The 21,882-nt window shown below is 42.9% G+C and carries 20 protein-coding genes; 4 read left to right on the top strand and 16 right to left on the bottom strand.

All coding sequences use genetic code 11. From position 1 onward, the window contains the following. The first annotated feature begins 134 nt into the window (after positions 1–134). Entirely contained in the window at positions 135–392 is a 258-nt protein-coding gene (locus tag OH455_RS19575; protein ID WP_269982525.1) for a hypothetical protein, read from the top strand. Between the two features lie 26 nt (positions 393–418). Here the strand turns inward: OH455_RS19575 and OH455_RS19580 are convergent, their stop codons facing one another. The 5 genes from OH455_RS19580 to OH455_RS19600 form a co-directional block, all read right to left on the bottom strand. Beyond that, the gene (locus OH455_RS19580; protein ID WP_219348900.1) at positions 419–898 is read right to left on the bottom strand and encodes a hypothetical protein; all 480 of its coding nucleotides are present in this window, start codon (positions 896–898) and stop codon (positions 419–421) included. 9 nt (positions 899–907) lie between these two features. Then, positions 908–2,584 (bottom strand): LruC domain-containing protein, encoded by a 1,677-nt coding sequence (locus OH455_RS19585; RefSeq protein ID WP_269982526.1) that lies wholly within the window; start codon positions 2,582–2,584, stop codon positions 908–910. Between the two features lie 154 nt (positions 2,585–2,738). Then, positions 2,739–4,286 carry an EAL domain-containing protein gene (locus OH455_RS19590; RefSeq protein ID WP_269982527.1) on the bottom strand — a complete coding sequence of 516 codons (1,548 nt, stop codon included), beginning with the start codon at positions 4,284–4,286 and terminating at the stop codon, positions 2,739–2,741. Positions 4,287–4,623: 337 nt separating this feature from the next. Then, positions 4,624–5,319, bottom strand: coding sequence for a substrate-binding periplasmic protein (locus OH455_RS19595; protein ID WP_269982528.1), 696 nt, complete (start codon positions 5,317–5,319; stop codon positions 4,624–4,626). 364 nt (positions 5,320–5,683) lie between these two features. Next, positions 5,684–8,296, bottom strand: coding sequence for a G8 domain-containing protein (locus OH455_RS19600; RefSeq protein WP_269982529.1), 2,613 nt, complete (start codon positions 8,294–8,296; stop codon positions 5,684–5,686). 505 nt (positions 8,297–8,801) lie between these two features. Between OH455_RS19600 and OH455_RS19605 the strand changes: the two genes are divergently transcribed. Further along, positions 8,802–9,059: a hypothetical protein gene (locus OH455_RS19605; RefSeq protein WP_269982530.1), complete on the top strand. Its 258-nt coding sequence runs from the start codon at positions 8,802–8,804 to the stop codon at positions 9,057–9,059. 241 nt (positions 9,060–9,300) lie between these two features. Here OH455_RS19605 and OH455_RS19610 read toward each other — a convergent pair whose 3' ends face one another. The 4 genes from OH455_RS19610 to OH455_RS19625 form a co-directional block, all read right to left on the bottom strand. Further along, on the bottom strand, positions 9,301–9,501 hold the full coding sequence (locus OH455_RS19610) for a hypothetical protein (protein ID WP_206371057.1): 201 nt from the start codon (positions 9,499–9,501) through the stop codon (positions 9,301–9,303). A gap of 522 nt (positions 9,502–10,023) precedes the next feature. Beyond that, complete coding sequence (cspE, locus tag OH455_RS19615) at positions 10,024–10,236, bottom strand: transcription antiterminator/RNA stability regulator CspE (protein WP_045976010.1); 213 nt, start codon at positions 10,234–10,236, stop codon at positions 10,024–10,026. A gap of 603 nt (positions 10,237–10,839) precedes the next feature. After that, positions 10,840–11,700 (bottom strand): formyltetrahydrofolate deformylase, encoded by an 861-nt coding sequence (gene purU, locus OH455_RS19620; RefSeq protein WP_269982531.1) that lies wholly within the window; start codon positions 11,698–11,700, stop codon positions 10,840–10,842. Positions 11,701–11,983: 283 nt separating this feature from the next. Then, a complete protein-coding gene (locus OH455_RS19625) occupies positions 11,984–13,504 on the bottom strand; it encodes a hypothetical protein (protein ID WP_269982532.1) in 1,521 nt (506 codons plus the stop codon). 496 nt (positions 13,505–14,000) lie between these two features. On the opposite strand from OH455_RS19625, the gene OH455_RS19630 reads away from it, so the two are divergent. Both OH455_RS19630 and OH455_RS19635 read left to right on the top strand, forming a co-directional pair. Further along, positions 14,001–15,215, top strand: coding sequence for a multidrug effflux MFS transporter (locus OH455_RS19630; protein ID WP_269982533.1), 1,215 nt, complete (start codon positions 14,001–14,003; stop codon positions 15,213–15,215). Positions 15,216–15,361: 146 nt separating this feature from the next. Continuing rightward, positions 15,362–16,378 (top strand): alpha/beta hydrolase family protein, encoded by a 1,017-nt coding sequence (locus OH455_RS19635; protein ID WP_269982534.1) that lies wholly within the window; start codon positions 15,362–15,364, stop codon positions 16,376–16,378. Positions 16,379–16,400: 22 nt separating this feature from the next. Here OH455_RS19635 and OH455_RS19640 read toward each other — a convergent pair whose 3' ends face one another. The 7 genes from OH455_RS19640 to OH455_RS19670 all read right to left on the bottom strand — a co-directional run bounded on the left by OH455_RS19640 (position 16,401) and on the right by OH455_RS19670 (position 21,483). Beyond that, positions 16,401–17,447, bottom strand: coding sequence for an AraC family transcriptional regulator (locus OH455_RS19640; protein ID WP_269982535.1), 1,047 nt, complete (start codon positions 17,445–17,447; stop codon positions 16,401–16,403). Between the two features lie 420 nt (positions 17,448–17,867). Further along, the gene (locus tag OH455_RS19645; RefSeq protein ID WP_269982536.1) at positions 17,868–18,494 is read right to left on the bottom strand and encodes a LysE family translocator; all 627 of its coding nucleotides are present in this window, start codon (positions 18,492–18,494) and stop codon (positions 17,868–17,870) included. A gap of 272 nt (positions 18,495–18,766) precedes the next feature. Then, positions 18,767–19,114, bottom strand: coding sequence for a cell envelope integrity protein TolA (gene tolA, locus OH455_RS19650; RefSeq protein WP_269982537.1), 348 nt, complete (start codon positions 19,112–19,114; stop codon positions 18,767–18,769). A gap of 213 nt (positions 19,115–19,327) precedes the next feature. Then, positions 19,328–19,816, bottom strand: coding sequence for an AAA family ATPase (locus tag OH455_RS19655; RefSeq protein ID WP_269982538.1), 489 nt, complete (start codon positions 19,814–19,816; stop codon positions 19,328–19,330). A 27-nt stretch (positions 19,817–19,843) separates the two neighbouring features. Beyond that, positions 19,844–20,383, bottom strand: coding sequence for an MOSC domain-containing protein (locus OH455_RS19660; protein ID WP_269982539.1), 540 nt, complete (start codon positions 20,381–20,383; stop codon positions 19,844–19,846). Between the two features lie 111 nt (positions 20,384–20,494). After that, positions 20,495–20,947, bottom strand: coding sequence for an NUDIX hydrolase (locus tag OH455_RS19665; RefSeq protein ID WP_269982540.1), 453 nt, complete (start codon positions 20,945–20,947; stop codon positions 20,495–20,497). Positions 20,948–21,057: 110 nt separating this feature from the next. Further along, complete coding sequence (locus OH455_RS19670) at positions 21,058–21,483, bottom strand: bifunctional diaminohydroxyphosphoribosylaminopyrimidine deaminase/5-amino-6-(5-phosphoribosylamino)uracil reductase RibD (RefSeq protein WP_206376717.1); 426 nt, start codon at positions 21,481–21,483, stop codon at positions 21,058–21,060. Positions 21,484–21,882: the final 399 nt, after the last annotated feature.

A 21,882-nucleotide genomic window follows, 5' to 3' on the forward strand; every position in this document is an offset into this window, starting at 1 on the left:
TAAAAGGAGCCTAAATGGCTCCTTTTTGCTCTCTAAGACATAAGCATTATTCAACGCTCTTTTGATCTGGTTCATAGCCCTGCAATGGTGAAGATGTTAACTTTCCGCGATCACACTACAGAAGCCACCACCCCATGAACCACACAGAAACAATCAAAATAACCCAAGCGTCCATCCTCAAAGCAGTCACTCAAGTCGAGAATATCCATAAAATACGACTCGATAGTTTCAAACACCACCTCCATAGTCACAGCTCGGAAGTCATCCACTCACTACAAGCGGTCACCAGTCTTTCTTCTATTGATGAAAAATATCTGCAAATTGATAAAGACTTTAATCAATTCTCCGACAAGTTAACCCACTTACTGGAAGTCTCACTTTTGCTCGATTGACCAAACTAGAGCGTTCAAGATTCGTATTAGAACGATACTTGATAGCTATGGCTGGCCTGATCAAGTGTCACAACTTGGCTGAGTTCTGTTTCGTTGCTCGCCATCGGTACCCAATGAGCGTATATCTGCTGCCAGTTACTATTGACTTCCAACGTCACCGTTGACGTTCTACTTGGGTAGATAGTAGTGATACGCGAGGTCGGATCGGCAATGACCTCTCCACTATCGCTGGTAAAGGCAGCTTGTGAATAGAGATGAACCGCACCGTCGCTAGAGCCGCTATAATCGACACTCAGAGTAATCACTTGACCTACATCAAACGAAAAGTCTCTAGAAGCGACAATATCAGCAGTATTCTCTATTGGCGTACTGGTGGCAGTGACAGTGGGAGTGGTCGTCGATGCACCGCCTCCAGAGGACCCTGCTTCACCTCCCCCCCCTCCACCACAGCCAGTGAAACAAAGTGACGCCAGAACAGTCAAAGTCATTCGATTTAAACCCTGCATAGTACTCTCCTATTGCGCTGAAATAACACGATTCACTTGCGGAGATTTGTACCATTCTCCATCGGTTTCCCCATTACTTCCGACCCAAGTCGGGAAGCTGGTGTAAGCCTTACTAATGTCCATATACTCAATCGGGTGCTGCCAGTTATCCCGAATATTAAGCACCCAAGGCATATTGTTTTCAGTTACAAAACATACCCCGCCAGCGGAACGATCGTCGTGTCGGTTCAACAAACTATTATCCATGCTACTGGTACCTGGGAATTGTTTGAAGTGGGTCTGCCACTGCATCCCCGGGGAAGAAGTAAAGAAGTCTCCGTGGTAGGTGTTTTTGGCTGCAAAAATGAACGAGTCATAAGGGGGATAACCAACAAGATCTCGAGCAATTGGGGTCGACAGTTGAACATTGAGTTGGTACTCAAGCACGCCTGCTGTTTGTTGATCCAAACACGTACTTTGAGTCCGATAAAACTTGCAACTGCCGGAAAAAACGCCCAGTTCATCTAAGTCATCTCTGACACTCTCAGACACGATAAGTACCGTTTCACCGTTGTCGGATTCAACGACGGTATGCCCGACCTCTACGCCGTTACGCGTGACAGTGGCGGAAGATACAGTAGAGGGATCGACATTGGGTAATTGAACGGCAAATCCGTTTGAGTAACCCGCTCCCATGGCCTGAAGCGTATAATCTATCGTAATACTTTTCAGTTCCCTGACTCCATTCAAGGTCTCTGTCACCCGGTATTGCAAGACAACATCATTAAAATCGTAATCACCCATCAATGGCCAGCGGTCTTCAAAGGCGATGGTCGCGTAACTGTCCGAACTTGGATAAACCGACGTCACTGAAATGTCTGGGTCACTATTTTGCGTCAATACTTCATATTTTGAGTCCGTGGAACCATCGGTGTTGACCCCATCCACAGCAGAAAACGGAGAGATATTTACGGTAAAAATCAGATCATTGAAATCGTTGTCACCTTGAGGTCGGCGAATGTCTTCAAAACCTAATACGAGAAATTCATTCGCCGTATCGATAAAGGCTACATTATGCCTACGATGCTCTGTGGTACTCTCTGGATTCAATGATGGATAGCTATAAAATGGTGTACCCCAATTACCGAGGCTCGAAATATTGTTGTATGAGCCGCTCCACCCCCAGCCATTGGGAATGATGAAAAACGCCAGTGTTTGACCATCGGTCAGTTGAACACTCAAATCAATCGTGTCACCCTCCTGCATCTCGCCTTCTCGTGGTTTCGACGTGTTTGGGAAGATAATCACATGTGCATTAATATCTTCTTTAGACGTTGGGGGGTTATTGGTATCAAAGACAAAGTACCCGAGACTATTTCGATACCCCGCTCCTTCATTGAGAAAAGTCACCGTCGCGGTCGCGTAAGGCGCCCCATTCAACTGATCATCGATATCTATACTTGAATAGCGTTCGGGTGCAATAAAGTCGCTGTTTACCACAGTTCCTTCAGGCAGCATTGAATAAACGTTCTGTAGTACATCGCTTGGTAGAGATCCCGCAATAGAGTAAGTGTTATTTGGCTTTCCTTTGGCGGAATAATTAGATGCATCCGCACCAGACTCAAAAGTGAAGTCACTGGTCGTTATCGCCCCTGAAACAAAAGGGATAGCGCTCGTTGCAAGGAAAATAAGGCTTTGAAGTTTCATAGAATCTGGTCCCTTATCGAGTTGGAATCACACTAATAAGAGACAGAGCAAAAATGATACCTATTATTTTTTCATTTATTAACAGATACTTATGAAGACAGATACCCATATTCTCATTTTGAGAATAAAGATGAATACTTATTTACCCATTAAGTTAGCTAAGAAAATCTAACAGCTCTTTTTCAGGCATCGGCCTAGCCAACAGAAACCCTTGAATATAGACAAACCCCATATCCAACAGGATTTGCAACTGAGTATCCGTTTCGATGCCCTCTACGACCACCATCATGTCGCGGCTTCTTGCAAGGTTGAGCATCGAATCAAGGACAGGACGTGTACTCTGCTGCTTGTCAAGATTCTTCACGAAAACTCGATCTATCTTCATGATTTCAAAAGGAAGTTGACTGACAAAATTGAGACCAGAATACCCAGTTCCGAAATCATCAATTGCCATTCTTACCCCCATGCGACACAAAACCTGAATATGATTTTTTGCAATTTCTAGCTCTTCATCGGTGTATTCACCATTCTCTGTGATCTCAAATACCAGCTTGTTTAGGATATGAGGGTGGGCTTTTTGCAATTGCTTAACAATACGAAGCAATCTTGGCGCAATTAACGTTTTACGGCTTATGTTGATACTAATGTATTTGCCAATTAAAGCACTTTCATTGTTAGCGATAAAATCAACAACCTGATTAAAGACATAATAGGTCAAGCGATTGATCAAATTTAGCTTTTCAGCTAACGGGATAAATATGCTCGGTGATACGAACCCTCGCTTGGGATCATTCCAACGAAGTAAAGCCTCACAACCGATTGCCTTAGCGCTATGCGCATCAACGATCGGTTGATAATAACATTCGAAATACCCTCGATTGAGCGCATCTACGAGGGCAAACTCCAAACTGTTTTTTGCAATACGTCGTTTACTTGAGACAACATAACAAGCGATAACAACAGTAGACACCAACAGAAACAGCCAATATTTATCAGCGATATAAGACAGGTAGTAGGCATAACCCACTTGGGATTTTACTGCAAAAGGGAAATGCTCCCCCTTGAACTCACTCACCCTGACCGAATCCGAATTCAAGGCTGTTAGCATCAACCTATTGTCTACCCGTTGCCCACCGATCCAAAGTTCAAAATCAATGCGTTGAGTTGCGAGCTTCTGCGCAACTAACTCGTAAAGATAGCTCGGCGGGATCAAAATACTGACGCCGCGCTGCTGATCATCCAAAAATAACAGGCCGATCGAGTTAAGACGATTTATCGCCGCGTTAAAGTAGGCGACGGTTTGATGAAGCGGTACAGATTGAAGCTCTTGATAGATATGCGGATAGAGATGGAACGATACCTTACCTTTATTAGTCGCACAGAAGAACTGACCTCCCTGCCTAAAGACCGCCACTTCCTTTGCCATATGGGTTTCAAACACGGACTGTCGCATGTCGACTAACAAATGTTGACAACTTTCTGCTAACTTGTTGTCTTTCAATAGATAATCAAAGTCAGCTTTAATGCGATCTAAGTGTGTTTCAATGTCTCTAGCTGCTTGTTGAGTAGAAGAATCTAAGTGAAGGTTGGCACAACCGATAAGAACGAAAAGTAATACGAGATTGAATAAGCCAAGTAACCATATTGAAAATAAGTGCTTGTTAGGTACAACAACCCGATCCGACAACACTATCGCACTCATTTTTCAAACACCTTGCACTGCTCCGGTTAATATTGACATCTTTATTAGAATCTAGGTTCAAGCCGCTATAGAGTAGCGCGAGACAAAGCACTAAAAATGAACATGTATTTTTGTTTATGAATCAATATTATGAATAATTTCAAAATGTAACAAAACCAAGACGCCCAAACACCCTAATATCTTGGTTACGTGATAATCGTCTCATTACCGATTGAAGTTTTCCATCAATAACAAGCCATAAACGTCGTTATGTTCACGTTTACTTGAGTACATCATGCCTTGTTTAGATAGTGTATGTGACTCTTTTAATTAAAAATTGTAGAGAATCATCAAGAGATCAGCGTAATCGTTGAATGGCTTCATTTAAGCGTTCCATAAACTCTGGGTGCTGCGCTAGGAAATGCTTAGAGATGTACAGACCAAACTCTTTTTCTTCTTCAAGAATCACGCCATAACCGCTCAAGTTGGTATAATTATGCATGAACACAGACTCAGCCACTAAGACAGCATCGACGACTTTAAGATCCAATTTTTCGATTAAGCCGTAGATATGGGTGGCGGGAGAGGCGATTTGATACCCTTGATTTTTTAGCCAAAAAGCCGTATTGGTATTGAGCAAACTGGTCACCTTGGCTTGGCTCTTAAACACGGGATCATGAGGGGCAAACTGTTCAACATCTTCACTACGCACAATCCACACCCAGCGATTGCTCATCACGGGTGCCGAAAACACCGCGTACTCGTCTCGCTCTTCATTCTGTGAAGCCATAAAGAAGCCATCTGAACGCTGTTTTCTCAGCTCAGACAGCGCTCTACCGTGATTTGATGAAACGGTCATCGTGTACTCCACCCCTATCGATGACAAAATAGGTAGCACTTTATCTATGCCAATACCCGTAGGTTCACCCAGTTCATCGATGGTGGTATAAGGTGGAAAATCGGGAAGGAAAAAATGCATATTGTATGCTGCATAGGCTTTAACATGAGCCAAAATTAGAACCAAACCGGAGATAAGTAACGGCTTTATCATCATGGAAATTAACGATCTCTTTTTCATTTAACTAATTATAGCGAGGTAATGCCTGTTTGTGTGGCTTAGTCGTTTTGAAAACTATCACTGAAAAGACTTCTATCTTCTCGGTAGTTACTTCGACTTCCATTTTCCATACTGGATATCATAAGAATGCTCAGTGACCTCCGAACAAAAAACCATGAGCACCACAACTCAAGTCGTATCAACTAGGAAATAACTCTAGCATATATAGCGCTAGAGTTATCCCACTCTACAAAAAGGTCGAACGGTTCAGCGTGCCAACGTCTCTAAATTTAGCTAACCGATACGCCATAGCAAACTCAAGACCTCCAGCGTTTGTGTTGCTATGATTTGATTGACCTTATCACAGTGTTATACCCGAAACTTTACCTCCGCTAACGACTTTATGTAAAGTTGCACTTTCAGGTGTGATTTCGCCAAGAAAGGAACGCTTAAACTCTGATTTTAATTGGCGGTTGGTCTTGTCCGCATACTGTTGCTCAACGCACTCTTCAGGCTCACTGACTGCGCATAGATTTCCAGACGAACCAGAGACTAATGGAGTATACCCACCGTCTTGTTGATCAAAGTACGCTCGGGCATTGAAAAATGGTTCAAAGTCTAGCAACACTTCTTGAGGTGCAAAGAAATACAACGGGTCAACCTTTTTGCCGGAAATCATTGGAAAACCTTTCTGTGGTACCTCATCGAAGATTATCTCAGCATCCATCACTATGTTATTTTTTGGGGTTTTGAAAACTATGTTTCCTTTAACCAGTATTGTTGACTGTGTTGGAGCCGTAGACAACATACCTACACCAAATCCTTCACCATTCTCGTTGACTAGATGCTCACTTGCAGCATTCACTTGAATGTCGGTCCCTGAATTATTGAAAATGCCGCCATCGATTGTTACTTGCGCATTTTTGGGCAGTGAAATACCAATTGCGTTTCCAGAAAAGCCCTCAACTTGATTATCACTCAGTGTCCATCGGTGGGTATTATGATAATAATCGAGATCTAATCCTATAACTTCAGGTTCATCATTTACATAGGCTGGCAATGGATTCTTGCCATAGTCTTCGAACCCTGTTCGTGCACCAAAGCCATAAATTTTCGAGTTTTGGATAGTTATATTGGCGCTATGATTATGTTCGAATCCAACACGGCCGATGTTCCATAAAGTCGTACCATCAAATACCATGTTAAGCTGATCTTTGTACATAGGAGGTAAGTCATTCATCCACAAATTTGGATCTGTTTCTGCTGGAGAAACCTTACGATGAAACTCTGTATGGGTGTAATAAGTCTGAACACCTCTGGCGAAATTATAGGCCGTATTGTTTTTAAAAGGACGAGGCTTTAGGTACCAAACATCCAGAACAAAGTTAGGATATGCCCGCTTCCATGTCTTAAGCTCTTGGTTCAGAACAGGAAATTCAGAGGCAGGAACATGAGCATCAATACTCCCTCTCGCCATACCAAGCCCCTTCTCAACCAACCCTTCAGTCCAATAAACGTACGCATGGCCACTCGCACCAGATACCACATTACCTTCTACCTTAACCCCAGTACTGTGGAACCAAAAACCGTCTCCCTGCCATGCAAAATCCTGGCGGCTTTCTCTAAGGTCTACGAGGGACTGAGTGGTTTCTCCATCAAAGTATGAATTCCTTGGCCTTGGTGCAACCATGATTGGATTGCTTGGGTTAACAGTACGAATGGCAATATTTTCGATAAACGATCCTGTTTCATTGCCTGACTCAGTATTAAATGCGCCCCCCACTACACTGTAACTCACATTCCTGACAAAATTGACACGGGAAGAATGATTTACGTACCCCCAACCTGGGTCGTTATTGACCACGCATCCCTCAACATGTGCAGGAGTAGGAAGAGGGGTTTTAGGCTGAGCAGGAAATACTGACGTGTCCAGTCCACCACGATGGAAATGAATAGAATAACGCCCTCTTGGATTGCGTAAGCCATTATTAACAGGAGAACCTGTGTTTTTGTTCGCATCCAGATCGCTGAAGTCCCAGTCGTCCAAAATAATGCTTTTATCAGTGCGACCAAGGTTGTTTGCCTCTACATAACGCATGTCTACATCCAATGTATGCATAAACATAAGGTGACCACGCGGTTTATGGAACTCTCCACTTATTGCTTTGACGCTCGTATTTTCAGATGAGATAACGATGTTTCGACTTAAATTCGCTACATGTACATTTAAATCGGGTACTTGAGATGGCGCCTTATGGTCTCTGACTAATGCAGGGGTAAACGAGACAGTATCACCGTTAATATGAGTAATGGTGACAACTTCATCACGTTCGAATTCGTCCGTACTATATCGAGAAGCATTGGTGATAGGATCTGTCCCAGCGATAACCAACCGATCGCCAACTTGCCACCCATTTGGTGTTGAACTCAGTACCAACTCTGTAGCACCGGTTGACAAGTGTTTAGCTAAAGTTAACCAACTGGTTTTGCTCGCACCATGCATTTTAGTCGAACCCATGAGAACAGCGCCCGGAGCGTATCGCTGAGGGTCTTCTAACTCCGAAGTCCCTCCGCGTTCTGCAAACACTAAACTCGCTGTTACTGATTTCGATATTCCGTTACTACTTGTTCCAATCTCCAGCTGGCTATTCAACGCACCAAACAGATACTCGGTTCTCAATTCAGTATTAGAATCAATCGCAAAATTAAGCTTACCACCACTGCCGATTGTAATAGACTTAAATTCTTCTGGAACGAGACCGTCAACAGTGACTGTAATCCCATTGGGAATCAAGACCCGGTCATCATCTATGGGCAAAACTCCGCCCCACGTCGCAGGCGACGTCCAGGGGCCTGATGAGACGGCTGTGACTGTCGCCCTTCCTGCGACTTCCATTGGTGTTTTTGCATGCCCGTGTATGACATAAACACAAGCCGCGATAAAGACCAATATATTGCGTGACATTGTAAGCATGGTGCCTCCCAAACGAATTGTTCAATGTCAACCCTAGCTCTCTATAGGGTTATAGGTACTTGAGAAATGTAGTTTTTTTCCGATAGCTGCTATCTCTCTACTACGAGAGAAGCGAGAGTAATCATAGCGTTCCCTGAACATCAGCAACCTTACATAACAGCACGGTTATTCATACAAATGTGTATGAAATCTCTAACAATTAGAGCGGGAGAAGACATAATTGGGACATGGTTAAGCGTGTATATGAGCCTGTGGGGATCAAGGTAAACACACAAACTGTTCCTTGGAAGCGCACACAGTTCAGCGTAAGTAGCAAACAAAATGATGCCTATGTGGGTGACTACTTTGATGCGTCCAAAGACAAAAAAGACTACTTAATACGCTAAGGAGCACTTGAGTATCGAAGAATCCGTCGTCGTTGTTTTTAAGAATGACAGCAATTCGGAATAGCAGTCTAGGGGCGCAGCGATGCTTTCCGATAAACGTGTGGCTTGGATAAGGGGGTATGGCTTTGAGAATAACGTACTCAAAGGTATCGACATACAACTTAAGAGAAGTAAAGGGGCTTGATCAAGCTATCCTGATACTATCCAGTGATCGGGTTGATGCGGTGGTTGATTATCAGTCCAATATTGTTAAAGCATTATCGAGTGATATTGATAACTATACATTGCTTGTGCTTGAGGAAGGACAAAAGTTATTTGTTGTTTTTTCTAATACCCCAAAATCCGCATATTTGGTTGATATGTTTGATAAAAAATAAGGGTGATGAGGGAAAAGGGTGAAATTGACGCTATTTATGCAAAATACGGTATCGCACCGCCATCCAACTGATCGCTTGTTTGAGCTAAACCATTACACTTAAACATCAATTCCAAATAATGAGGCAACTATTAAAGCAGGTTCAATAACTTACGAACAACGTCTTGCCACTTCCTCTCAGGGATCATAGACGGCACAAAATGAAGCATATTGGGATCAGTTATTTAGAATTATGCAGAAAATCAATTTGCGTTTAAAAAGCGCTCAGCGCTCGCAAAAAGGCTCTGACACTTTTTTTGCTGTTTAGCGTATTCTGGTGTCCCTTCTGTCATAGACTCTAGGATCTCTTTCGCTTTGTTATATTCAGCGACCATCAGAGCAAATCGTTCTTCAAAGTTACTTTTGCGAATTTTATTACTTGATCTTTTGGCTGGTTTTCTCATTTTCATTTGATAGGCTCCATCGTTTTTTTGTTCTCGTTCTAAGAGAGCATTCTCGACCTTTTTCAAATCTTATGAATGTTCTCTTTACACTCGCTTTTCTCGTGACTTTCTATGTCGCTCGCTGTCAAGTTACGACCTGATGCTTTTTCAACGTCGAGTCTCCATTGATTATGAGATGGAGAAGTGCCCCAAAACCGTACCTTGTGAGTCGCTTATTTCGCCGGTACTGTCGGTCTCATTAAATGAAAAGCTCAGTTCAAAACAGTGACTGTTTAATCTGGGGAGTATATGGCGTTTTAAAATGTCGCTATTGAGCTGATGTATGGTCGCGGACCAAGAAACATTGTTGTGACAAAGATAATAGCTAATTTGATACAATTAACTTTTGCTCTTGAGGTGTTTTTTTTCACGTAAAACGTAATACCAGTATGTTTTACGATTTGTCTTTCTAGTCATTTAACTCCTTGATAAAAAGTGAGACCTTACCGTACTAGGTCAGTCAATAAGATCTCACCAGAATACTTAAAGTACCGTAACGTCAGCAGCTTGTGGACCTTTGCCACCCTGCTCTACGTTAAAGGCTACTTTTTGGCCTTCCGCTAGTGTTTTGAAACCATCACTAGCAATAGCTCGGAAATGAACGAATACATCAGCAGTGCCGTTATCAGGAGTAATAAAGCCAAAGCCTTTTGTTTCGTTAAACCATTTTACTGAGCCAGTTGTTTTATTTGACATGTGTATCTCGATAGATTGATTGTGTTAAAAAGAGAGCTACTAAATAAGGAATGAAGAAAAAGGTATCGCAGGATAGAGATGACGAGTCAAATCGTAAGAGAACTGAGAAGATCTTGAACTAAATAAGTTATCAATAGCTCACTGTCTGAGCTGGTGGCCACTATACACGGTATGAACCAAATAGATACCAATTTCTCACTCTATTTTAAAATTCATTTAAAATCATAAACTTAAAAATATCCCTATAAGCTACTTCAAATCCTTATTCCATAGACTTTGCTAAAGTGTACTCGCAGCACAGCGCCGTTGCTTTGGGATAATCAAATGAGTCAAACATACCATTGGTGCCATTCGTATCAGGACTTTCGTCAGAGTCACCGTTGTCTAGCAACAAAAATCTATTGTATTGAACAATGTAAAAGCCACCGTGAAAGCTTTGTGGCTAATCGGTAATAAAAAACCTTCTAATCGCGATATTAGAAGGCTTTGTGGCATCATGGCTTTCACCACCATGTCATATCAGCACGTTAATCTAAGGCGATGTATTGCCTTTCACGCCAAGTACCCTAACCTAGCTTACGATAGCAACACCAAGGATTTGAGCTACGAACGTTCAAACACAACCGTTTTATCGTTATACATAAATACACGCTTCTCAACATGGTATTGAATCGCTCGACCTAGCGTGAGTGACTCTACATCCAAGCCTTTTTTGGCTAAATCTTCTGGATAATAGGTGTGGTCAACCGTCTCTAGGCCTTGAGTAATAATCGGCCCTTCATCAAGATCATCACTCACGTAGTGGGCAGTGGCACCCACCAGCTTAACGCCTTTGTTGTAGGCTTGATGATAAGGTTTTGCCCCTTTGAAACCAGGTAATAGCGAGTGGTGAATATTGATCGCCCTACCCGACCATCGGCTGCACATATCGTGTGACAACACCTGCATGTATCGTGCAAGCACTAATAGCTCACATTCGGTTTCATCGAGCACAGACTGCACCAAGGCTTCTTGCTGGGGTTTGGTTTCCGCCGAAATAGGAAAATGGTGATAAGGGATATCATGCCATTCCACTAAAGACTTCAAGTCTGGATGATTGGATATTACCGCTTTGATATCCACTTTAAGATTGCCTGTACGGTAGCGATACAGCAGATCATTGAGGCAGTGATCATACTTAGACACCATGATCACTACTTTAGGTCGATAGTCAGATGGGGTTAGTTCCCAGTCCATATCAAACTCTGATGCCCGCGCCGAAAAGGATGAATCAAAGGATGCTCTATCGAGTTCTTGACCACTTTGGACACTGAATACGGCGCGAATAAAGAAACGTTGGTTGAGCGTGTCATCAAATGAGTTTAACTCTTTGATGTAGCATTCAAATTGCAATAAAAATCGTGTGACAACATCGACTGTCCCTGCGCGACTCGGGCAGCTGGCGGTTAAGATATAGGTTTTCATCTTGTTTCCCAACGCTGTATTTCACAGCTTTTTCGTTCCTATTTGACATACCGCGACCTAACTTGCGCTGTACGACTCTGTTTTTGCCTATTCTAAGTCGATTTCACTCAAAAACATCAGTGCGATGCCACATTCTTGATCCGCATCGAATGGCTTGCTTGAATACTGACCGGAAAGCACCGGGAAGACTCATCATAAGATGCGCCAACTCATGCCAAAACAAAAACAACAAGGCGAGCCCAAAACTCGCCTTACCCTTTTCGCATTCACTCTGCCGCAAGCGTTATTCTGATAAGGGGTTATCGTCCGTTATTTCAACGGAAACAAGCATAAAATGGTGCCTTTTGTTGTATTTATACATTGCCATTAACAACACAAGCAGTGGCATAACCAATACTGGCCTTGGGAACATCATCATCAAAATACCAGAGAAAATGGTCAACATCTCACCAAGCAATAAAACACCATTTTGTGATTTGGTATAGAGCGCAGAACCTGGGAGGAGTTTAAACTTGGCTTGCATGAAAATACCCTTGTACAGCTGTATATCCAGTTCCCCTGCTGTCGGTTTCACACTCTTAACCCGAATGGTGTACCAGTTGCCATTAATAAAATAAACCGTTCTGTGTACTTGGGAGAAACTTATTTTATAGTGATCGACGGCTTTGCCATTGACTGTAATGTCGAGCGTGCCTTTAAAGCTGAATTTCATTTCTACTTTTTGGTCATCGACAACGAAGCTGCACTGGTGATTGCCTACTACAAAACTGGGCTTCATTTTGTATAAGACATTCGCATTTTTTACACAGCCGATTTCTTCTGGTACTTCATTTTCATCATGTGCGGAAATGAAAAAGTTAGCTTCTAAGCCATTGTCAGTTAAATGTTCGGAAAGTGATGTCCTTAATTGCTCGAAGTAGTGGTCAGCATCAGGTAGAAAGACGTTCCTCTCTGTTGCTATTAAGATAATCGGAGTATGGTCTTGGCATATCATCGTCATTTTGATTTCACCAGAGACAGCCCGACTTGCGCCGGAAGCATGTGAATGAGCGGGGAGCAAATGCTCATTATCCATCCATTCGTAGACTATTTTACCTATATCATCAAAGCTGATGGCGCTAGAAGACGGCACGGGTATCCCTATTGTGAATCCCGTATGGGTACAATCCTGTTCCGTCACTTCATCATCTAGGTTATTCAGGTAACTCGCTCGAAGGTTAAACGGGCTGGTATGAAAATCTCCGGACATGGGCACATGAATATCAAACGCCTCAAGCAATCCAGTCCCATGCTTGTTGGCATACCTTAGTGCCGAAAGCAAACCGTTTGGCTCGTCAAACTCGACAACCGCACTCAACTCTTCGCTGCACAGTTGCTCAAGTAGTGCGCCGACGTTCTCTTCTTTTACATAGACCCCTGAACGATAGTTAGGACTATACGAATCACCACAATGTTTAACCGTTGGAAAACACACAGAGAACTCATCAAATAGCGCTAAAAGAGAGCTAGAACACGCGCTGTTCGCGGCAATATCGATAAGAGATTGCCCCCTGTCGTAATAGTAAGGGCGTAGGTAAGCCAAAATGCTACACGCTGCAAACCCCAAATAGGCGTCAAAGGGTTGCTCTTCATTCTGATTTACAACCGTGCTGTATAAGTTGTCTCTTAGAAACTCTCGGTCTTGTTTAGATTGAGTTAATAGCGCGACTCTTTCATCGAGTAGATTCGGGTCCCTTACGACATCATCAATAAAATAATCAATGTCTTGTTTTCTAACAGGCACATAAGCAGTATCTAACCCCAAGACTTCTCTCCTTAGATAGGTTTATTTTGCCGGGTGAGTGTAAGCAGTTTTAAGCGTAAAATCAGCATTATTTTATAAATTTATTATTTGCTGTCATCCAGCTCGAAAACGCGATAGCAACAATAATAGAAATCAGTAATAAAAAGTTTTGCGGCGTTTTCTAGCTCGCATTCGGTGCACTTATAGCAGCCAAATCCTGAATGGTAATGTTGCTTCTCTTGAATCACAAATCATGAACATCTCTGAAGAAGTTAAAATGACACGACTTTCATTGTTTATATAAAGCAGTATAAAAATGCAAATCAACGCCTTGCATTCTTAAAACATTATGTTACATTCGCTCGATACTTGATCACAGCCAAGTGACGGGAATAACAACTCTGCGTAACACTCCTCTCTACTACGCGCATCCCAACATCAAATTTAATTCTAAGCCTACCCTGCTCTGCAGCGTCTGCGCTTATAACTTTTATAATAACAACGCATTGGATTAACTATGTTTCCCATCTCTCATGAGGGAAAGTGGTTTCGATTTTTAATGGTATTCATATTCCTTGGTGCTGCCATGGAAACGGATATCTATCTACCCACATTCCCCGATATATTAAATGACTTCAACACCGACGCGGTGATGGTGCAGCGCATTCTGAGCTATAACTTTATTGGTATCTGTATTGGTTCCTTGCTCTACGGACCACTATCTGATCATTTTGGTCGCCGAAAGATACTAATGTTTGGTTTTAGTGTCTTTCTTACCGCAAGTATCGCCTGCATTTTTGCCTCGACTATCGAGCAATTATTAGTGTTCCGACTACTCCAAGGCTTCGGCAGTTCGGCGTGTGTGATCGTCGGCACCGCGATGATATTTGATCTGTTCGATGAAGATTCAGCCGCTAAACTGATTGCCGATCTCAACACGTTAGTGGTCAGCTTGATGGCTTTTGCACCTCTGATTGGTGGCTGGATAAGCCTTCATATGGGGTATAAAGCAAACTTTGTCTTTATTGCCATTTTAGTACTGCTTTCTGCGGTCAAATGCTTCTTCTTCTTACCTGAATCTTTGAGTACAGATAAACGAAAGAAGGTCGCACCTAAACGAATAATAAGCGACTACAAAACCGTATTGTCTTGTTCTGCCTTTTGGTACAACACGCTTGTGACGAGCTTAATTCTTGCCGCCTATATGATTTATGTTTCCAATATGTCGTTATTGTATATAGAGCAATTAGAAGTCAGCCCCGAACGCTTCCCGTTTTTCCAAATGGCAACACTGGGTACATTCGTCTTGGTGAGTTTGAATAACGCACGCTTAATCGACAGGTTCGGTATCGATAAATTAAAAAGCACTGGGCTTGGCTTAATATTTACCACCACGATCGTCTTTTTCTTATTACCGTCCGAGCAACTCAACTCACCATTTATCTTAACAGGAACGATGTGCTTGTTTTCAATAGGTGCAGGGTTATCGATTGGATTGTTCTTTGCGAAATCGATGCAAGTTTTCCCGGATCTAACGGGAATCGCAGCATCACTCGTGACAGCTATTCGGCTATTTATCGTTTCTGCCGCGATTGATTTAGGCAGTAATGCGTATGAAGGGACATCGGAGTCAGTCATACATGTGATGACCGCCGTCGTTATCATTTTAGCGGCTATCTCATCGGTCAATTACTGGCGTCAAAGTCAATTGAAGCAGGCTGAGAGCTCTTGACTAATCAGCTCAACGACGAAAAGTAGGTAAAGTCGCTAACTTAGGTCCTCGAATACGATTTAGGTCGTCCTAGATCGTGTTTGAGGTCTCGTGATACCTAGCCTTGGCTCATATTGGCACTCATCATCTCAATTGGAGCTAAAACCATGAAATGGACACATTGGCTGTTTGTATCGATTCTTTTTCTTTCTCATTGTGCCCTCGCCACTGGTGTGGGGTTCACACAAATCACCTTAACTGACGATCCTCAACGCCCTCTGGATACTGTCATTTGGTATCCGACAAACGAGATGTCACATTCAACTTTGATTGGCGATAACCCAGCCTTCGTCGGCACGCATGTCATTAAAGGTGCCCAGATCCTATCCAACACTTTTCCGGTGGTGCTGTTATCACACGGCTACCGAGGAAACTGGCGAAATCAAAACTGGTTGGCGACCGAATTGGCTAAGCGCGGCTATATTGTCGCGGCCGCCGACCACCCCGGAACCACGTCTTTTGATCACTCTCCCCTCCAAGCAGCAAAGTGGTGGGAACGACCTCGCGATGTATCACGTGTTCTCGACCACTTGTTAACGACGACTCGATGGAAAGCGCATGTCAATGCCGACGATATCACCGCGATAGGACACTCATTAGGCGGCTGGACGGTGATGCAATTAGCCGGTGCTAAGGTGGACAGAGCAACCTTTAAGTCTGATTGTTTGAACTACCCTAACCCACGTACTTGTGGCCTTGCTACAGAGCTAGGGCTATCGAGCATTCAAGCTCAAGAACCAAACCTGAAAACGCTGCAGGATAGACGGATCAAGCGTGTGGTTAGCCTAGATTTGGGCCTTGCTCGTAGCTTTTCAATCGACAGCTTAAGTGACATTCGGATACCAACTTTAATCCTGGCCGCTGGTATCGATATTGGCGACCTACCACAAGCGTTAGAATCGGGTCACATTGCCGAGCACATACCAGTTTACTCAAGACGGTATAAGGTGTACCACAACGCTACGCATTTTAGCTTTATCCAAGATTGTAAATCGGGCGCACAGTCTCTTCTTGAAGAGGAAGTACCGGGTGATGGCATTATTTGTCAGGATGGCATCGGCACATCACGCAACGAGCTACATCAAGCGATGTTGGACGACATTGTTGACTTTCTCAAGCGATAAAGGCTAACCCTAGCATTCAATCTCATTCTGGTGGTAAACGGCGAAACTCACTCGGAGTTTGACCTGTTATCCGTAAAAACTCACGATTGAAGTTAGACTTAGTGTGAAACCCTGAGCTGAGGAAGATATCTGTTATCGTATCGTCACTTTGTTGCAGCAACGTCTTGGCATGTTCAATTCGATACGTGTTAATCACTTTAGAAATGTTTTGGTTATGAACTTGGTTAACCGCTGAGGATATTTTTCTCGCTTGAATACCAAGCTTTCGCGACAGTCTGTCGAGCGTTAAGTCAGGATCGGTAAAGACTTGTTGCTCTCTCATCAACGCATCGAATTTAGCCATGATGTTCGATACTGCTTGTACTTGGTCTTTATCCAAATGCCCCGTCGACGTAACCGTCGTATCGATTTGTTGAGGAGAGGATATTGGCGGTGAAGCTTGGTGATCTTTGACGGGCGTACTCACACTGATCACTATCACCGCAGCGACAATGGCAGGAATAAGTACAAGATAGCCTATCGATAATATCAGATTGCTGTGCTGCGCGTTAAACCACAATATATCGTATGAAAGCGCCGCATCGACCAGAGCAGAAAACAGAAGAAGCCCGCCTGCCACTCGTTCTGCGACCTCCACTCTGGATACATCGCTTAATCGAACTCGTTCTGGCGTGCTGAATGATGACTTCAACAGCAAACTACCGTAGGTGAAATAGAGTAAGATTAACAGTATATCAACGCTTCCAACCCAGATATGCTGATGCAATAAGCCGCCAACTAGCACAGTAATAGGACCAATCCAGTGTAATTTTGAGCTTGTTTTGTTTCGATGGGCCCCAGAAAAGCAAAGCCAAGCCGCGACTGGTATACTGGCGCCAAGAATGGGTTGAAGAAATCGGAATAAGGCAATATCGACTACCCATCGTAACCCTACCATGGTGATCATCAATGCACACAAAGTGATAAACCAAAATGGCTTTTGACCTGTGTGTGGATAACGGCATCGAAGCAATACGCCTGTGATGAACAATAACAACGCAGCAATAAATGGTAGGGGTATGGCGAGCATTAATAGTCCGTTTAAATTCGAGAAAAGATCACTGACCTCATGTCACTCACTGCATTGGCGAAACCACTGAGTGAGCCTAATGATACCTATTGAATACCTATCTATAGTAAAATAACTTTTTATAGAGTCAATGTAGATTAACAAGCGATGAATGGCTTTACGTCGCACTGAAACGTAGTGACCTTGTATATGGAAAGCTTGGCCTGTTTTTTAACTGGACCTAATTGGGACAGACACTTGAATAGGGATAGAAAACTTAACAAATGCTTGCCGCAGGAAAACCAAAAATGTGGCAATCGTTGCCTGTATGAGAAAAGATGGTTGTGATATTAAATTCTATGCTTCGAGGCAGTGTTATCTCGGATAGCCATGGCGCCAAAGATTAACTATCGACGCCATCGTTCCTTGTTAGCACCTAGATTATCGCTGCTTCATAAACGCCACTGCCAAACCAGAAGAGACGAATGTGATACCTGCACCGATATTTAACCCTGACACTAGTCTAGGTTTGTTTCTAAACCACTCAGACAATTGAGACGAGAAAACCCCCATTAAACTAAAGCCAACGGCCGTTAATAACGCAAACCAGACGCCATAACCGATCATTTGAGTCGTCACTGAACCTAAGCTTGGGTTTACAAATTGAGGTACAAAAGCAAGAACAAACATACCTGGCTTCGGGTTAAGCGCTGCTGATAGAAAGCCAGTTGAGAATATCACTTTCAGTGGCTGTTTTTTCGCAGGCTCCAATGAGAACAGGTTTCTCGAACGAAGCACTTTCACACCCAACCCAATTAAGTAAGCAGCACCAACGAATTTTACTACGTAAAATGCCACTTCAGAGGTTTGAATTAGAAGAGTGAGCCCAAAGGTAGCTGCCACGACATGAAACAAGATACCGGCCCCAGAAGACATTCCTGACATTATTGCCGCCAATCGACCTTGACTTAAACCACGGCCGATTGCGAGTAAATTATCTGGCCCAGGCGAAACAACTAACAATAAACAAGCCAATGTATAAGTAACAAATACCTCTAATGGAAACATAAACCCTCCTTGTTGTATGATCCTGAGTGCTAACGCCCGATTAAGTAGTGAACAAGATTACCACCTGCCTAAAGCATTGTGCCGTAAACACTAAATCTAATTAGGACAGACACTGTAACAGATTCTTTCGGTAGGAAAACCAGAAAATGGCAATCGTTGCCTGTGTGTGAAAGATGGTTGTGATATTAAATTCTATGCTTCGAGGCAGTGTTATCTCGGATAGCCATGGCGCCAAAGATTAACTATCGACGCCATCGTCTAATGTTACGCCTTTACATGAAATTTAAGGTCAATGTAATTTGTTGTAGCTGCGTGGCTACATTACTCTTTGGTAAAGGAAATACGTCAACTCGTTTGACCGCAGCTTCACCTGCTTGGCACAGCTTTTCATGGCCAGATGAGCTAAGCGACATAACTTTACCATGAGAGTTTAACGAAATCTGAAACTCACATTTTTGGCCATTAACTTCATTGATGTTATCTAGTTGATTTTGAATCAGCTGAGTATAGATTTGACCATATTTTACTAATTCAGAGCTCTGAGACTCATTTGTGTATCCCAAATGTGGAGTTGTTAGACCAAGTAGTATCAACACACTCCTCAAAATCGGCATATTCATTTGCATTCCTAATTATTGGGGATTAGCCTTAAGTAGAATCTAATTGGAGAATCTAATTGGAGAATCTAATTGGGACAGACACTATAACAAGTTGTCCAATTCAGTGGTGAGCAACACCATACCTTTTCCTCCGCATAATACCCTAAACACATCAACCGACGCATATAAACAATGCCAAGGTTTGTAAATCTGTCTTAAAGGTTTGTATGCGTATCATCCCACTCGCACTAAACTAAGATTTTCACTCGCTGCTGGAGCTTCAAAATACTGAGTGACATGATAAAACACAGCCTCTGTGTCAAACATAGCTCTTTCTGGTTGTTCAACTCGGCGTTTAGCAATATGGGATAAGCATTGCTCATCTGTTAGGTCTAAATACCAAAGTTCATGCTCACTCCCTACTTCGACGCACAGTGATATGAACCAAGCTCTTTGTTTAATAGTATTCGCTGGAAAATCCATGACAACGTTGACCCCAACATTCAACAAACTTTGAATATGGCTTCTAACAAAAGGTTTGATAAGAGTTGAGTACTTAATGTAGTCATCAAACGTTTGAATTTGTGAGGGGTAATGAGCTGACAGCCAATCATCTTCTGAAACAAGAACCGCATTGTTTTCAGCAGCAACACACTTTGATTTGGTTGATTTACCTGCTCCCATCTTGCCACAGAAGAAGAACAACTTTCCCTGATTTTTCATGTTTCCTCATTTACGTATCACGCCAGCTTAAACCCTTTCTAGAGCATGGAATGGCTCATCGGGTAACTCAACGACGATGCTATCGCCTGCAGAAACTCGACCACCGACTTTGACGACTCCCATTACCCCAGCCTTACGAACTAACCTTCCTGAGCTATCTTTGCACAAAACAGCAGACAATAACCCAGTCTGGTATGCCTCGATTTGAGGGCAAGGGTTGCGAAGACCTGTAATCAAAACCTCTGCTCCACTGCTAAACCTAATTACGCTGTCTCTTGGTAACCCTAGTAAGTCAATGCCTGATGTTGTGATGTTTTCCCCAAGTGATGCTGGCTCAACTTCAAACCCTTTAGATTTAAGCTCGGAGAATAGTTCATTATGAATAAGGTGAACTTGTCTAAGATTTGGCTGATTGGGGTCGACTTTTACTCTTGAACGGTGCTTTACCGTTTTTCCTCGATGGGCATCTCCTTCAACGCCTTCTCCCTCAATCAGTAATATTGAATCAGCAATTGATTTAGAAAAAGTGTGCTCAGCACATTTACTGACTGAAACTACTTTGGGCATCCTTTCCTCCTGAGACCTCACATGCTTAATAACAGACAGTCTCGTTTTCCGTCTGCCTCATTTACGATCACAAGTGACTAGAAATTAATCATTGACACTTTGTGTCGTTTTTTAGCCGAGTTTTATACGACATAGCTCATTAATAGGCTTGTCTACAAAATACTCCCAAACATGCTTGAATGCTGCATGTTGTGTTGGAAAAGGCGATAACTCTAACGCTTCTTCTAAGCTACACCATTTAAAATCCGTGTGTTCATGATTAAGAGCGACTTCTTGATTCGCTGGACACTTAACTACAAAGACTGGAATGGCTTCAATAACGTTCGAGTAGGACTCATAAAACTGCTCTAGGAATTGACCATTGTAAAGTTCTGTCACTTCAATCTGGGTTTCTTCCTGAAACTCTCGAACGATGGTTTGCCAAGGCAATTCACCTTCTTCCATTGAACCTGCGACATGGCACCAGAAGCCGCCTTTCACTCGCTTCATTAGAAGCATCTTTGTTTCACCGTTTATTTCCGACAGTGCCACTCCGGAAACAATCGAATTATTTATTGGAATCATTTTTATACCTAGAAACTACGATAGTTGGCTAACGCCCTGCTAAGTGGCTAGCAACGCATTCCAACACTCTTGACCTAAATTACCGAGCGTTGGCAGTTCGTCATATGCCTTTACGATTGACTTAAGTATGGCTCCAAGAAAGCACTGACTTGCTCTGCACATAAACCAACTTGTACGGAGACACCCGCCTGCCTTAGGATTTCGATACCCCTTCCACTATTACGAGTATCTGGATCCAACATAGCGACAACGACATGCCTTACGCCCGATTCAACTAATGTGTTGGCACAAGCGGGAGTCCGACCAACAAAGGAACAAGGTTCCAACGTTACATACGCGGTAACACCTTCTTTTGAAGCAGAATAGGATTCAAGAGCCTGAACTTCTGCATGGTTACCGCCTATTGATTGTGTATACCCTTCGGCCACCACCTCGCCATTTTTGACAAGAACACAACCAACAGGGGGATTTGGAATACAAAAGGGTAATGCATTCTTAGAAATTTCTAAGGCTCTAAGCATATATTTCTCTGACATCTTTTCGTATTCCTTTCATTGATATATAACATTATTAATAACAGGCAGCCTCGTTTTCCTGTCTGCCCGACTTGCCATCAACCTATCATAAGTGACTAAAAATTAATGTAAATATATCAAGCTATATATTCTGTGATTATATAAAAACGAGCGTGCGTGTTATCCCTTTTTAAGCATGAACGTTATCTTCGCAAGCATAGCGCTAACCCTAATACTAATTACACAACTGTTATGTCTCGAACAAAACACAACCATACCTGTTCAGGTGTGGTGATTTCAGTACGTGTAAGTTCAAGTGGCTGGAGGCAACACAGATTGGGGGGAAAACACGCCTTGGGAAAGTGTTAGTCGTGAAGAGTAATATACTACTTTAATTGGCATTGATTACATATAACGTTG

The sequence above is a fragment of the Vibrio sp. T11.5 genome (genome assembly GCF_027587155.1).
GTDB classification, from domain to species: domain Bacteria; phylum Pseudomonadota; class Gammaproteobacteria; order Enterobacterales; family Vibrionaceae; genus Vibrio; species Vibrio neptunius.